The organism is Streptomyces sp. NPDC026062 (assembly GCF_055568375.1).
In genome coordinates this window covers 73,184-86,434 of the sequence record NZ_JBVHOQ010000017.1, presented here as the reverse complement: position 1 = coordinate 86,434, position 13,251 = coordinate 73,184, and the positions used below count along the sequence as shown (strand labels likewise).

Here is a 13,251-nt window from a genome sequence, read left to right as displayed (position 1 = left end):
GGCGAAAGGGAGTCAATGGCCGAGGTTCAGGCACACACTGTCGAGCGCACGCTCGTCCTGCTCAAGCCCGATGCGCTGGCGCGTGGCCTGGCAGGAAGGGTCATCACTCGATTCGAGGATGCCGCGCTGAAGATCGTCGGGACCAAGATGAAGTGGATGGACGAGGAGTTCACCCGTAAGCACTACTTCGACCTCGAGGAACGGCTGGGCTCGGAGGTCTACGGCGTCACGGCGACGTTTATGCAGCAGGGGCCGGTCATCGCCCTGGTGCTGGAGGGCTTCGACGCCATCGCCACCGTCCGCAAGATCGTCGGCAGCACGTACCCGAACCAGGCTCCGGCCGGCACGGTGCGGGGCGACTTCTCGCACTACAGCGCGGCGGCCAGCATCGCCTCGGGCAAGGCGGTCGCGAACCTCGTGCACGCCTCCGGCAACGCGGAGGAGGCCAAGCAGGAGGTGGAGCTGTGGTTCGACAAGGACGAGCTGCAGGACTACAAGACGCTGGCCGAGATCTACACGTACTAACAGCGGGTCACGGCGTCACCGCGGGGACGTCGGGGCGTTGATCACTACTGGGGCACGACCGTTTGAACCGAGAGGGCACCATGACCAACCAGACCCGCCTGGCCTCCACCGACGAGCTGGAGTCGATCTTCCAGCGTGAGCTGGCGACCGACCGGTGGGCTGCCACCGAGACCGCGTACGCCCTGGCCGTGCGCCACCGCGACCTGGGTGACTGGCCCGCGTCGCAGGAATGGGCCCAGCAGTGCCTGCGTCTGCTGGAGGGCTTCCCCAGCGAGACGGAGGAGCAGGTCGCCACCGGCCGTACGTCGGTGGGAGGCGTCCAGCTGCCGACATACCTGCACTCGGGTGTGGTCGAGGAGCGCTTCGGCACCCTCGGCTGACACCCGCCGATCCACCGGGGTGATGCGGCCGGCACCCGCATCGGCCGCATCACCCCGCGCTCGACCACCAACCCCATAGCGATCGCCCGACCGGACAGCCCCCGCACGGCAGGGTCCGGCTGGCTTCGCCATGCCTGAAACGAGGAGGCAGCAGCCCCGTGGCCGTCGAGATCGAGATGCGCGCCCGCTTCACCAAGGAGGTCCACGACCAGCTCGTCACCCGCCTGAAGGCGGACGGGGAGGACCTGGGCCCCGATGACAAGCACATCTACTTCTACGTGCTGCCCGACCAGCTCCTGAAGGTCACCGACAACACTGCCGCCGGCACCGCCAAGATCACCCTCAAGGGGAGCAGGATCGGGCAGGGCGCGGCCTTCGCGGAGACCGAGTTCGCCATCGCCCCCGCCGACGTTCCCGCCGCGGTGAAGGTGTTCAACGCCCTCGGCTTCGAGACGGCGATGCACGAGGCGTTCAACTTCCGACACAACTTCCGCTTCGACGGGGTCGAGATCGCGGTCAAGTGGAGTGAGGCGTGGGGTTACCACGCCGAGTTCGAGGTCCTGCTGGAGGACGGCGCCTCGGACGCGGCCCGCGTCGAGGCGGAGGCCAGGATCACGGACGTCGCCACGGCGCTCGGCGTGACCCTGATGACGGAGCAGGAGCTGGCCGACTTCACCGCTGCCTTCGAGGCCGCCGAGCAGGAGCGCAAGGAGCGCGAGCAGCAGGCCGCGCCGATCCGGTAGGGAACATCACCGCGGAGACCACCAAGGGGGTGGGCACGAGTGAGCACGACCCCGTTGACCGCAAGTCTGATCGACCTGGCTGCCCGAGGGCAGCTCCCGCTCCACCAGCACATGGACCACGCCACCATCGCGTGGATCAGCGACAACAGGCCCGACCTCCCGCAAGCACCGCAGCCGGCCTTGCGCCCGCAGTCGAAGAAGCTGCTCGCGCACAGCGGTCTGTCTACCCGGTGGTGGGCGGATCCCCGCCTGTACACGTCGCTCCACGGCGTCCGGCACGCCATGAGGGCGGCGGCGCTGGCCGCCGTCCTCGCCGAGGCGAACGGCCTCGACGAAGGCGACACCGCCGCAGCGATCCTCGCCGCCGCCGTACACGACTGCCAGCGGCGCCACGACCGGGACGACCGCGGGCATGGCGCCCGCGCGGCCATCTGGCTCGCCGCGAACGCCCACACCGTCTGGGGCCACTTCGGCCTCGCCGCCACGCCCCGACGGATCGTGCAGGCGGCCACCGCCGTCCGACTGCACGACATTCCGTACGAGGCGTTCACCGCTGACGACAAGTCCGACCACGTCCGGGCCGAGCGCATCACCGACGTGGTCAAGGCCGCCGATGCCCTGGACCGCTACCGGCTGCCGAAGCTGAAGTGGTGGCCGGACTCCCGGTACGTCCGCGAGCCCGCCTTCGACCAGCTGCGCGGCCTCGCCTTCGACCTGGTCCTGGTCTCGGAGCGGGCCTACCTCGCCGGGGCCAGCGGCACCGCAGCCGTCCGCTACGCGCTCGCCGAGAAGGGCCTGGTCTGACCATGGACTTCCTCGACGCCTACCACCTGTGGGCCGACGCCCACGCTTTCTTCGACTCCACCCTCATCCCCAGCCCGTCCGATCACACCGACCCGCTCGCTGCCCAGACTGCGGGCTGGGACCGGCGTCTCGCCGAGGAGACCCCGAACGGCCACCTGCTGCGGCGGAACGCCCTCTTCGAGGCCCTGAGCGGAAACGGCAAGCTGTATTTGCTCCACGTCACCCACGCCCTGGAGGAGATCAGCCGGCAGGGAGTTCTCTACCCGTCGGGCGGCTGCCTCGTCGGAAGCATCTACTGCGCACCGCTCACAGCGACCGACCAGGGCTTCCGCATGCACAACCTCGGCGCCTACGTCCTGACCAAGGAAGCGCCAGCCTTCCTGGCCAAGCTCGGCGTCACCGATCGCGTCCCCACCCCGCTGATCTTCGAGATCGACACTCCGACGCAGGCATATCGCGGGCTCGCCGGCGTGGACTACCTGCGCCTCGGCATCATCCACCTGCAGATCTACAGCCACCTCGAATACCTGCTGAGCAAGAACGAGCGGCACCAGCTGCGCGAGACCGTCGTAGGCCGCGTCAAGAACTCGGCCTCATTCCTTGCCACCGCGGCGACCGTTGCCTACCAGGGCACCCGCGTCGGCGCCGAGCCGTACCTCCGGCTGCTCGACGAGACGATCCCCCGTCTGCCGATTCTCGGATACCTGTACTTCGAGGCGGTCGCCGAATACCTGATGCTCCACTCAACCTCGCACCACACGCAGCGCCTCGCCGAGCTTGGCGAGCTGAACAACTGGCTGTACAAGGAGATGCTGTTCGCCTCCTTCCCTGCCATGGCCGGCAAGTTCGACCTGGCGAGGTTCCGGCCCCGACCGAAGCAGTTGGCCGCGCTCCTCCATCAGGTCGATCCGACCATCGACACCACCCACGCGAGCTCGTACCTGGTCGAGCGGATCAGTTACCTCGTCGCCGCCCGCCTCTTCGCGCCCGGCGACGCCCCCGAGGCCTGGCACCGCACGCGCTGGGCGTTCGACTCCCTCGCCACCCAGCTCGGCCCTCTGCTGGGCCACCTGATCCACCGGGAACTGCGCACCTTCGGCCGTTACCCCGACTTCTACTTCTACTTCGACCAGCACAAGGCACTGCAAGCCTGGAACTACTGGAACCACATGGACATCGTCGCCCCGTTCAACGGCACGATGCCCAAAGGCGAGATCGGCATCAACCCGGCCTACCCCAACCTCGACTACCGCGTCTGGCGCGCCGAGCAGGACGGCGCCGGCCACCTCCACCCGGCCGAGGAGCTCTCGCTGACCATCGCCCCGCGCCTGGTGGACATCAAGTACACCCTCATGCGCAACAACCAATGGACCGCCCCCGCGCCCAGCGCTGCCTGATCCACCGCCGCCTGCGGCCCACCACACCCCGAGCAACCTCACACGTAGGAGACCCGTGATGAGTTCCTCCGGCATGCCCTCCGTCGACCTCCTCGGTGAGCAGATCGCCTCCGTTCTCGCCGACCCCGCCACCACTCACGGCCTCGCCCGTACCCTCCGGGCCGCCGCCGAGGAGATCGAACTCCACCGGTACCACCACTCCAGCCGCCGCGTCTGGCCCAACGGCCGGATCGACGACAAGCCCGCCAAGGTGCAGATCGGCGGCGGAGCCCACCGCATCGACGGCTTCTTCAACATCGACCTCGTACCGCCGGCCGACCTGCTCTGGGACATCCGCGAGGGCGTACCGCTCCAGGACGACAGCGTCGAAGAGATCTTCTCCGAACACTTTCTGGAGCACATCGACTACCCGCGTTCGGCCAAGCAGTACGTCCGCGAGGCCCACCGCATCCTCGCGCAGGGCGGCCGGATCATCACCGGCGTCCCCGACGCCGCCTTCGCTCTGAGCCAGTACCCCGGCCCGCTCGACGCCACCGACGAGACGATCGAGCGCTGGTACGCCAAGCGCGACTGCCGCGGCGACATCAACACGCGGCTCGACCTCGTGAACCTCGTCTTCCGCGACCAGGACGACGACCTCACGTACACCCCGCACCTGTGGGCCTACGACCACGAGAAGCTCGTCCAGCTCTTCACCGAGGCCGGCTTCACCACCGTCGAGCCCTGGACGTTCAACCCCACCATGGCCAACCCGAAGCGCCGCTGGGGCAGCGTCTACGTCGTCGCCACGAAGTAACTCCTCAAGCAGCCCGCGAGGCCGAGACGCCCCGTTCCTAGCCGTCCCTACCTCGCGGGCCTCCACCCACGCCACAGCGCCCCGCACCCGCCCGGCCACGCGGCCGAGGGAGCCATCCGCATGAACCAAGTCCCCCCGTCCATCAGCGAGCTGACCCTCGCCGCCACCCCCAACGCCGTTGCCTGGGCCCGCCGCCACACCGTCGACATCCTCCAGCGCTGGCGCTTCCCCGACGAGGGGATCGAAGGCGCCCGACTTCTCGTCTCGGAACTGGCTACCAATGCGATCCAACACGCATACCCCGCGAAGACGCATGAAGCGGTCGCCCATTTCGTCGACATCGGCACGATCGTGCTCATGCTCTGGCCCACCGACGGCGGCATCATCCTCGCGGTCAGCGACCCCGACCCGCGACCGCCGACACCTCGCACCAGTGACGCCGGCGCCACCGGGGGCCGCGGACTCGTCCTCATCCAGACCATGGCCAAGCGCTGGGGCTACACCCCCACGCAGACACACCCCGGGAAGATCGTCTGGGCAGAGGTTCCAGCTCGTCCCAGCAGCGCCCTGGGTGAGTCAGGGTTTGGCGGCCGACAGGTCGCTCCGATGCCCATCGGGCGAGTCCTGACCGGCCTGCGCGAGTTGTACTCGAGCCAACCGACTGTGGCATCGTGCAGCAACGGCAAGGCCCGGGACCCGTGAGCCTGCTGCCGACCGCTATGAGCATGGCGGGGAGCGCTATTCGCCGCCGGCTTCGCCGAGTGGGGGTGCAAGCCTCTGATCAGCGTAAACGGGATTCGGTGGCACAGCCCAGCACCAGCTGGGATGATCTTCCAATTCCTCGTAATGCGTGGGTCGTTGTAGGGCCACCGGGCGTGCTTCAAGCGCTGACCAATCGCAGGCCGTGATCGGACGGCAGGCGGCCTCCCATGGCCGCCTGCACGGCGGCGCTGATGTCCGAGTCGAGCGACCGGGCCAGGTGGCCGTAGCGGTCGATCGTGGTCTGGATCGACTCGTGGCCCAGCCGGGCCTGGATCGCCGGTAGAGGGATGTTCGCGGCCACCAGCCAGGCAACGTGGCTGTGCCGCAGGTCGTGGATCCGTGGCCGGCGGGGGAGGCCGGTCTCCATCGCGGCAGCGACGGCGGGTATCCATTTCCGGTTGTAGAAGTTGGAATGCCTCCACGCTTTGCCCGTCGGCGTGCGGAAGAGGAACGCCTCCGGTGACATTCCCTGCGTCAGCCTCCGGGCAAGGTCCACCTGCGTCGGGGCGAGCGCGACCAGGCGGCGCGCTTTCCTCGTCTTCGGGGGTCCGAGGAAGAACGAGGTCTGCGCACCCCTGGGCGACCTCTTCCAGGCCCTCTGGACGTTGACCGTCGGCCCGGGGCCGCCCAGCCGAAGGTCTTGCACCTGGAGGGCCGTAGCCTCGCCCCACCGCATGCCGGTACCGATCAGCCAGTCGGCGAGGTGCTTGCGGAGGAGTTGGTACTCCTCCTGCTCCAGGAAGACCATCTCCTCGGACGTCCCGTCGTCGACACGAGGAAGGCGGGTGTTCGCGCAGCAGTTCTTGGCGCGCAGAGGGGGCTCGGCATCGATCGCCGCCTGCACGATGCACCAGAGCAGGCCGTGGCGATTGGCCGTGGACTTCGGCGAGGCCGGTCGACGGACCCACCGCCCTGCCTTCGCGTCCGGCTGGCCCGCTTCCTGAAGCCGCACCCAGTCCTGGACGTCGTCGGCGGTGATGTTGCCGATCGTGGCCGGCGTCACGAGTCCTGATCGGGTGGTGTGCACCATGAGGGAGATGTGGCGATCCACCTCGCGCCGGTAGTCGTCCCGGGTCCGCGGGTCGATACCGGTGAGCCGGTCTACGTAGCGCTGAGCCCAGTCGGTCAGGGGCACGTCGTCAGGGTCCTGCTCGGGCTCGACGAAGCCCTGGCCGGGAATCCACCCGTAGGGCCACTGCTGCTGGTGGGCGTCGGCGAGCTTCCTGAACGTGTCCGCCTGCTCGGGGTCCTCGAACCTCTCGGCCTCCCAGGTGCCGCCGCGCCCTCCCTGGAGCCAGCGGACCTGGAAACTCGCCGTCCCGTCCTTGCGGACCCGCTCCCTGATCGTTGCCATGGCGCAGACGGCAGGGCGAAAATCCGGCCGCGTTTGGCCGTGGTTTGGCCAGCCCAGAGCACGAAGAAGCCCCCGACCTGCGTTTCCGCAGATCAGGGGCTTCCCCTTCAAGGGTGAGTAACGGGACTCGAACCCGCGACATCCTGGACCACAACCAGGTGCTCTACCATCTGAGCTATACCCACCATGTCCGGGCGTTTCCGACCGGCCGAGAAAAAGTGTACAGGGTCTGAGAGGGTGCTCGCGCCCCCGTTGTTCAGCCGCCGGTCCCGGCCCTCGAAAGGGGCGTGACCAGCGGCTTTCCCAAGGGCCTAGGCCGAGGGCCGCGACAGGCGCGCGGCGATCGACTTCGCGCGCTCGGAATCCGGCCCCGGCTGGGGGACGAAGACCGTCTCGCGGTAGTACCGCATCTCCGTGATCGAGTCGCGGATGTCGGCGAGCGCCCGGTGGTTGCCGTTCTTGGGCGGACTGTTGAAGTACGCCCTCGGGTACCACCGGCGGGCCAGCTCCTTGACCGAGGAGACATCGACGATCCGGTAGTGGAGGTAGCCCTCCAGGGCCGGCATGTCCCGCGACAGGAAACCTCGGTCGGTGCCGACCGAGTTTCCGCAGAGCGGGGCCTTGCCGGGTTCCTTCACGTGCTCGCGGATGTAGGCCATGACCTTCTCCTCGGCGTCGGCCAGGGTGGTGCCCCCGGCCAGCTCGTCGAGCAGACCCGAGGTGGTGTGCATCTGCCGCACCACCTCGGGCATGGTCTCCAGCGCCGCGTCCGGCGGGCGGATCACGATGTCCACCCCTTCACCGAGCACGTTCAACTCCGAGTCGGTGACCAGTGCGGCCACCTCGATGAGTGCGTCGTCCGTCAACGAGAGCCCGGTCATCTCGCAGTCGATCCATACCATGCGGTCGTTCATGCGCCCCACCCTACGGGGCGCTCCGCTGTCCGGGCAGGGCCGGGCGGCCCGCGGCGTACGCCTCGGAGCCCGGTTGTCCGTGATCCCCCCGGCCCCCGTCCATGACGGTCGTGCCCGGGCCTGTCGGGGACTGGCCCGCCGGTGCCGGTGCCGGGGTGCGACGGATCGCGGAGATGCCCTGGACGGGCACCACCGGCTCGACCGCCGTGACGACCGGCTCGGGGCCCCCGCCCTGCGGACGACGGGCCCGGTAGGCGGCCCGGTACGCGGCGGGTGAGGAGCCCAGCTGACGCCGGAAGTGCCCGCGCAGCGCGACCGGCGAGCGGAAGCCGCAGCGGCCCGCGACCTCGTCGACCGAGTAGTCGGACGTCTCCAGCAGCCGCTGCGCCTGCAGTACCCGCTGGGTGATCAGCCACTGCAGTGGTGCGCTCCCGGTGAGCGAGCGGAACCTCCGGTCGAAGGTCCGCCTGCTCATGTAGGCGCGCGCGGCCAGCGTCTCCACGTCGAACTGCTCGTGCAGATGCTCCAGCGCCCAGGCCACGACCTCGGCGAGCGGGTCGGAGCCGATTTCTTCTGGTAAAGACCTGTCGAGGTAGCGCTCCTGGCCGCCACTGCGCCGCGGCGGCACGACGAGCCGGCGGGCCAGTGCCCCGGCGGCCTCCGTGCCGTGGTCCGAGCGGACTATGTGCAGGCAGAGGTCGATCCCGGCCGCTGTTCCGGCGGAGGTGAGCACATCGCCGTCGTCGACGAAGAGTTCACGCGGGTCGACATGCACCGACGGGTAGCGCTTGGCCAGCGTCGGCGCGTACATCCAGTGCGTCGTCGCCGGGCGGCCGTCCAGCAGGCCGGCCGCGGCGAGCACGAAGGCTCCCGTGCACAGCCCCACGATGCGCGCGCCCTCTTCATGGGCGCGGCGCAGTGCGTCGAGCGCCTCCACGGGCGGCGGTGAGGTGATCGAGCGCCAGGCGGGCACCACGACGGTGCCTGCCCTGCTGATCGCCTCCAGCCCGTAGGGCGCGGTCAGTTCGAGTCCCCCGGTGGTGCGCAGCGGCCCCTCTTCACCGCTGCACACGAGCAACCGGTAACGCGGAACTCCCGCGTCCTGGCGGTCGATCCCGAACACCGAGAGCGGAATGGAGCTCTCGAAGATGGGGCCGCCGCTGAACAGCAGCACGGCGACCACCTCGCGGCGTCGGCGCCCGCTCAGCTTCCGTACAGCCTCCGTTGCGATGGCGGAGTCCTGGCTCATGACGCTAAGCCCCCCTCGGTGTTCGCGTCTTCCTGGTCCTTACGGGCCTGTCGCACCTGCACATGTCCCCTCGGTAGTGCACGAGTCCCCAGCCTTCGACACCCAAGATCGAATCTACTGCGTCCCGTGGTGCCGCTGTGACAAGTTCACCAACCGGCTTTATGTCGACAAGGCAACCTGGCGGGATGCATTCGATCACGAAGCGTTTCACTCGTGAGTCGCGCAGGGAAGTGCGCCTGGCGTTCATGGCCCGTCCCCATCGGGTGGAAGCGTACCGCTTGGTCTCTTCCTGCCTGCTGGCAAGGGGGCTGATCGGCCATTTCGACAAGGAATCGACTGTGCTGTGAAGTTGGCTGAAAACATACGGTCGCGTGTGCGGGAATCAGTCGTTCTACCGGCGCACTACCCGCCCGGGGCCGTCACTCCTATGCGCCCCCTCGGCCGTCCCGGGGCCCGTGCGGAACCCGCGTGAGGAGTCGCATCGGGGTCCGGACGCGAGCCCGGGCGGGGGTCCGGACGTGGCTCGGAACGGAACGCTCGTGGTGGTCGTGCGGGCAGGCCGGCGGAGCGGTGCCCGGCGGGCCGCGGCGGCGGCCGGGCCCGCGCGACGGACGCGGCGCCGCCCGCGGAATCGTCGCGGGGGAGGAGGGCGAACCGGCGCCCGGGGAACAGCCGGACGCCGTCCCGCGGATCGCTTCGGCGGGCGGAACGGATGCGGGCGCGGGGTACTACCCGGGGCGGCTCGGGAGGCGCTCCGGCCGGGACGGGACGCGGAGGGTGCCGACGCGGGTGCACGGGCGCGGTCACGTGGCCGGCGGACCGGCTCCGGGCCGGTCGCCGAGTGCGGCGGTCCGGGGCCCGTGACGTCGGTGTATCGAGCAACCGGCATTGCCATACGGGGCGGTCTCGGGCATGCTCCGTGAAACGTCGCACGCGCTTTGCGCGGGTCCGGCGGTGGAGGAGTGGCGCCGTACCCTTGGGGGTAAGGGGTTGGGAAGATGATTCCCGGACACCACTACACCGCCCGCTGACGCACCTTCTCCACGTCGCTCTCCTCACGAGGACTCTCTTCGCCGAGACACCGATGGCCGGTCACGAAATCCCCGAACCCGCGGACCGCAAGCAGGTAGCCGACCCCCGGTCGGACCAGCAGGCGGCCGAAGAGGCATGTCATTCCTGCGATCCCGCCTTCCGGCATGGTGTCGTCGTCGGCTTCGACGGCTCGACCTCCAGTGAGCGGGCCCTCGCCTACGCCATCGGCATGGCCCGGCGGACAGGCTCCGGCCTGATCATCGTCCATGTCGCCAACCGGCTGCCCACCACTGTCTGGGCGGGCTGCGAGCCGCCCGTCTTCGTGGACGTTCCCGATCACCGCACCGAGGTCCTCGGCCTGGAGCTCGCCTGCGCGGACTACCTCTCCGAGGTGCCGTGGGTGCTCGTCGAGCGCGGCGGCGACATCTGTCACGAGCTGGAGGAAGTCGGCCGGGAGTACTCGGCCGACGCGATTGTCGTGGGCTCCACACACGGGATCGTCGGCCGGATCTTCGGCTCGGTGGCGGGCCGGCTGGCGCGCCGGGCGCAGCGCCCGGTCGTCGTCATCCCGTAGCCGTCGTCCCCGCTGTCGCCTGTCACCAGCCCGTAGCCGTCACCCGTAGCCGTCGTCCCCGCTGTCGCCTGTCACCAGCCCGTAGCGGTCGGCCCGTTGCTGTTCGCCGAGCCGGGGGCGCGCGCCCGTTGAACAGGGCGCTGTCGGCCGTGCCGACGACTGTCCGGCGACCGCCCGGTGCGCCGTAACCGCCCGCTGCGCCTCGCCTGCCGGCGCCGAGGGCCCTCGGGCGCCGATACGGCCGCCCGTAGCCGCGGTGCCCCGTGTACGCCGCTCTCGCGTGCCCATGCCGGTCCGCACTTCGTGCCCGCCGGAGCCCCGTGGCCGCCGCTGAGCCCTTCCAACGCGTCGGCCACGTGGGGTTGGTCTGTTTCCGGTCGGTTTTACGTCCGGTGGTGATCAGCCTCAGCCGGCGGCCGGTCTCTTTCCGTCACGGTCGAGCGAGTGTGGCGTCAACTCGACTAAGAAAACAGGGGAAAACACAAGGTTACCGGTCCGTAGATGCGGATTGTGCGCCTGTGAAGGATGCATAAACGCCACTGGATACAGGGTGATCGCGCAGGAACGGAGCCCGTCGTAGACAACGAAGTCTCCGTCGGCGGCGCCCTCGCATCCACCCCTCCGGGTCATCTCGCCCGGGGATTCACACTGTTGGCATTCGGGATCGGCGGCAACGCTGCCGTGGGCGGAGCGACCGCCGCCCCGGTGGCCGGAGAAGCGTGCCACCGGCCGAAGCGGCGGCCCCGTACGGGAGAGCGGCCCGCGCAGCGGAGCGGCCCCGTACCCACGGTGTGCGTGTGGGTACGGGGCCGCTGCCGGCGCTCGTGGCGGCGCGCCTACTCGACGGTGACGGACTTCGCCAGGTTGCGCGGCTTGTCGATGTCCCGGCCCATGGCAAGCGCCGTGTGGTAGGCGAAGAGCTGGAGCGGGATGCCCATCAGGATCGGGTCCAGTTCGTTCTCGTTCTTCGGGACGAGGATCGTGTGGTCGGCCTTCTCCTGCTCACGGTGGGCCACGGCGAGGATGCGGCCGCTGCGGGCCTTGATCTCCTCCAGGGCCGCGCGGTTCTTCTCCAGCAGGTCGTCGTCCGGGACGATCGCGACCGTGGGGAGCGCAGGTTCGATGAGCGCGAGCGGGCCGTGCTTCAGCTCAGACGCGGGGTAGGCCTCGGCGTGGATGTACGAGATCTCCTTGAGCTTCAGGGAGGCCTCCAGCGCGACGGGATAGCCCCGGACCCGGCCGATGAACATCATCGACTGCGCGCCGGCGTACTCCTCGGCGAGCTTCTTGATCTCACCCTCCGACTCCAGGATGCGGTCGATCTGTTCGGGCAGCCTCCGCAGTCCCTCGATGATCCGCTTGCCGTCGGCGACCGACAGGTCGCGGATGCGGCCCAGGTGCAGGGCGAGCAGCGCGAAGGCGACCACGGTGTTGGTGAAGCACTTGGTGGAGACGACGCAGACCTCGGGTCCCGCGTGGACGTACATGCCGCCGTCCGCCTCGCGGGCGATCGCCGAGCCGACGACGTTCACGACGCCGAGGACCCGGGCGCCCTTGCGCTTGAGCTCCTGGACCGCGGCCAGCACGTCGTAGGTCTCACCGGACTGGGAGACCGCGACGTAGAGGGTGTCGGGGTCCACGACGGGGTTGCGGTAGCGGAACTCGGACGCGGGCTCGGCGTCCGCGGGGATGCGGGCCAGCTCCTCGATGAGGCCGGCGCCGATCATGCCCGCGTGGTACGAGGTGCCGCAGCCCAGGATCTTGATCCGGCGGACCCCGCGGGCCTCGCGGGCGTCCAGGTTCAGGCCGCCCAGGTGCACGGTGGAGAAGCGGTCGTCGACGCGGCCGCGCAGCACGCGGTCCACGGCGTCGGCCTGCTCGGAGATCTCCTTGTGCATGTACGTGTCGTGGCCGCCCATGTCGTACGACTCGGCCTCCCACTCCACCGTGGTGGGCGTAGCCGTCGTGGTCGAGCCCTCGGTGGTGTACGTACGGAAGTCGTCGGCCTTGAGGGTGGCCATCTCGCCGTCGTCCAGCGTGACGATCTGGCGGGTGTGGGCGACCAGGGCGGCGACGTCGGAGGCGACGAACATCTCCTTCTCGCCGATGCCGAGCACGACCGGGGAGCCGTTGCGGGCGACGACGATGCGGTCGTTGAAGTCGGCGTGCATGACGGCGATGCCGTAGGTGCCCTCGACGGACTTCAGCGCCTCGCGGACCTTCTCCTCCAGGGAGTCCGCCTGCGAGCGGGCGATCAGGTGGACCAGCACCTCGGTGTCGGTCTCGGAGAGGAAGACGACGCCGTCGGCGAGGAGCTTCGCGCGGAGCTCCGAGGCGTTGTCGATGATGCCGTTGTGGACGACGGCGACCTTGTTGTCGGCGTCCAGGTGCGGGTGGGCGTTCTCGTCGCTCGGGGCGCCGTGGGTGGCCCAGCGGGTGTGGGCGATGCCGGTGGTGCCGGTGAAGCGCTTGGGGATCCGGGACTCCAGCTCGCGGACCCGGCCCTTGGCCTTGACCGTCTTCAGCGTGGCGGGCTTGCCGGCCGCGGGCTTTCCGGTGATGACGATGCCCGCGGAGTCGTAGCCCCGGTACTCCAGCCGCTGCAGACCTTCCAGCAGCAGCGGAGCCACATCACGCTTTCCGATGTATCCGACGATTCCGCACATAGAGCCTCTGCCCCTCCATCGACGTACAGGTGAAACAAGTAAGGACACACCGGTG

Annotated in this window: 13 protein-coding genes and 1 tRNA gene; 9 read left to right on the top strand and 5 right to left on the bottom strand. The window is 69.4% G+C overall.

Annotated features, from left to right (window positions below; translation table 11 throughout):
• Nucleotides 1–15: 15 nt before the first annotated feature.
• From ACZ4LX_RS17670 to ACZ4LX_RS17640, 7 genes are all read left to right on the top strand, one after another.
• Nucleotides 16–525 (top strand): nucleoside-diphosphate kinase, encoded by a 510-nt coding sequence (locus ACZ4LX_RS17670; protein ID WP_467644823.1) that lies wholly within the window; start codon nucleotides 16–18, stop codon nucleotides 523–525.
• Nucleotides 526–605: 80 nt separating this feature from the next.
• Nucleotides 606–905 (top strand): hypothetical protein, encoded by a 300-nt coding sequence (locus ACZ4LX_RS17665; protein WP_003955012.1) that lies wholly within the window; start codon nucleotides 606–608, stop codon nucleotides 903–905.
• 158 nt (nucleotides 906–1,063) lie between these two features.
• Entirely contained in the window at nucleotides 1,064–1,648 is a 585-nt protein-coding gene (locus ACZ4LX_RS17660; protein WP_467644829.1) for a CYTH domain-containing protein, read from the top strand.
• 39 nt (nucleotides 1,649–1,687) lie between these two features.
• A complete protein-coding gene (locus ACZ4LX_RS17655; RefSeq protein ID WP_467644831.1) occupies nucleotides 1,688–2,452 on the top strand; it encodes a hypothetical protein in 765 nt (254 codons plus the stop codon).
• A 2-nt stretch (nucleotides 2,453–2,454) separates the two neighbouring features.
• A complete protein-coding gene (locus tag ACZ4LX_RS17650) occupies nucleotides 2,455–3,849 on the top strand; it encodes a hypothetical protein (RefSeq protein ID WP_467644836.1) in 1,395 nt (464 codons plus the stop codon).
• Nucleotides 3,850–3,907: 58 nt separating this feature from the next.
• On the top strand, nucleotides 3,908–4,645 hold the full coding sequence (locus ACZ4LX_RS17645; RefSeq protein ID WP_467644841.1) for a class I SAM-dependent methyltransferase: 738 nt from the start codon (nucleotides 3,908–3,910) through the stop codon (nucleotides 4,643–4,645).
• 120 nt (nucleotides 4,646–4,765) lie between these two features.
• Nucleotides 4,766–5,347 carry an ATP-binding protein gene (locus ACZ4LX_RS17640; protein WP_467644844.1) on the top strand — a complete coding sequence of 194 codons (582 nt, stop codon included), beginning with the start codon at nucleotides 4,766–4,768 and terminating at the stop codon, nucleotides 5,345–5,347.
• 178 nt (nucleotides 5,348–5,525) lie between these two features.
• On the opposite strand, the gene ACZ4LX_RS17635 is transcribed toward ACZ4LX_RS17640, so the two are convergent.
• The 4 genes from ACZ4LX_RS17635 to ACZ4LX_RS17620 form a co-directional block, all read right to left on the bottom strand.
• The gene (locus tag ACZ4LX_RS17635; protein WP_467644849.1) at nucleotides 5,526–6,761 is read right to left on the bottom strand and encodes a tyrosine-type recombinase/integrase; all 1,236 of its coding nucleotides are present in this window, start codon (nucleotides 6,759–6,761) and stop codon (nucleotides 5,526–5,528) included.
• A 112-nt stretch (nucleotides 6,762–6,873) separates the two neighbouring features.
• Nucleotides 6,874–6,946, bottom strand: a tRNA-His gene (locus ACZ4LX_RS17630).
• Between the two features lie 126 nt (nucleotides 6,947–7,072).
• Nucleotides 7,073–7,675 (bottom strand): oligoribonuclease, encoded by a 603-nt coding sequence (gene orn / locus ACZ4LX_RS17625; protein ID WP_467644853.1) that lies wholly within the window; start codon nucleotides 7,673–7,675, stop codon nucleotides 7,073–7,075.
• A gap of 10 nt (nucleotides 7,676–7,685) precedes the next feature.
• Nucleotides 7,686–8,924, bottom strand: coding sequence for a GlxA family transcriptional regulator (locus ACZ4LX_RS17620; protein ID WP_467644856.1), 1,239 nt, complete (start codon nucleotides 8,922–8,924; stop codon nucleotides 7,686–7,688).
• A gap of 185 nt (nucleotides 8,925–9,109) precedes the next feature.
• Between ACZ4LX_RS17620 and ACZ4LX_RS17615 the strand changes: the two genes are divergently transcribed.
• Nucleotides 9,110–9,271, top strand: a complete 162-nt coding sequence (locus ACZ4LX_RS17615; protein WP_467644861.1) for a hypothetical protein — start codon at nucleotides 9,110–9,112, stop codon at nucleotides 9,269–9,271.
• Between the two features lie 737 nt (nucleotides 9,272–10,008).
• On the top strand, nucleotides 10,009–10,530 hold the full coding sequence (locus ACZ4LX_RS17610) for a universal stress protein (protein WP_326736299.1): 522 nt from the start codon (nucleotides 10,009–10,011) through the stop codon (nucleotides 10,528–10,530).
• Between the two features lie 836 nt (nucleotides 10,531–11,366).
• Here the strand turns inward: ACZ4LX_RS17610 and glmS are convergent.
• Complete coding sequence (gene glmS, locus ACZ4LX_RS17605) at nucleotides 11,367–13,196, bottom strand: glutamine--fructose-6-phosphate transaminase (isomerizing) (RefSeq protein ID WP_467644867.1); 1,830 nt, start codon at nucleotides 13,194–13,196, stop codon at nucleotides 11,367–11,369.
• Nucleotides 13,197–13,251: the final 55 nt, after the last annotated feature.

What these genes read in the sequence shown, in the direction of transcription:
- ACZ4LX_RS17635 (WP_467644849.1), bottom strand. Translation starts at nt 6,761, where the DNA reads ATGGCAACGATCAGGGAGCGGGTCCGCAAGGACGGGACGGCGAGTTTC.
- ACZ4LX_RS17650 (WP_467644836.1), top strand. Translation starts at nt 2,455, where the DNA reads ATGGACTTCCTCGACGCCTACCACCTGTGGGCCGACGCCCACGCTTTC.
- ACZ4LX_RS17670 (WP_467644823.1), top strand. Translation starts at nt 16, where the DNA reads ATGGCCGAGGTTCAGGCACACACTGTCGAGCGCACGCTCGTCCTGCTC.
- ACZ4LX_RS17610 (WP_326736299.1), top strand. Translation starts at nt 10,009, where the DNA reads ATGGCCGGTCACGAAATCCCCGAACCCGCGGACCGCAAGCAGGTAGCC.
- ACZ4LX_RS17615 (WP_467644861.1), top strand. Translation starts at nt 9,110, where the DNA reads ATGCATTCGATCACGAAGCGTTTCACTCGTGAGTCGCGCAGGGAAGTG.
- ACZ4LX_RS17645 (WP_467644841.1), top strand. Translation starts at nt 3,908, where the DNA reads ATGAGTTCCTCCGGCATGCCCTCCGTCGACCTCCTCGGTGAGCAGATC.
- ACZ4LX_RS17640 (WP_467644844.1), top strand. Translation starts at nt 4,766, where the DNA reads ATGAACCAAGTCCCCCCGTCCATCAGCGAGCTGACCCTCGCCGCCACC.
- orn (WP_467644853.1), bottom strand. Translation starts at nt 7,675, where the DNA reads ATGAACGACCGCATGGTATGGATCGACTGCGAGATGACCGGGCTCTCG.
- ACZ4LX_RS17620 (WP_467644856.1), bottom strand. Translation starts at nt 8,924, where the DNA reads ATGAGCCAGGACTCCGCCATCGCAACGGAGGCTGTACGGAAGCTGAGC.
- ACZ4LX_RS17665 (WP_003955012.1), top strand. Translation starts at nt 606, where the DNA reads ATGACCAACCAGACCCGCCTGGCCTCCACCGACGAGCTGGAGTCGATC.
- glmS (WP_467644867.1), bottom strand. Translation starts at nt 13,196, where the DNA reads ATGTGCGGAATCGTCGGATACATCGGAAAGCGTGATGTGGCTCCGCTG.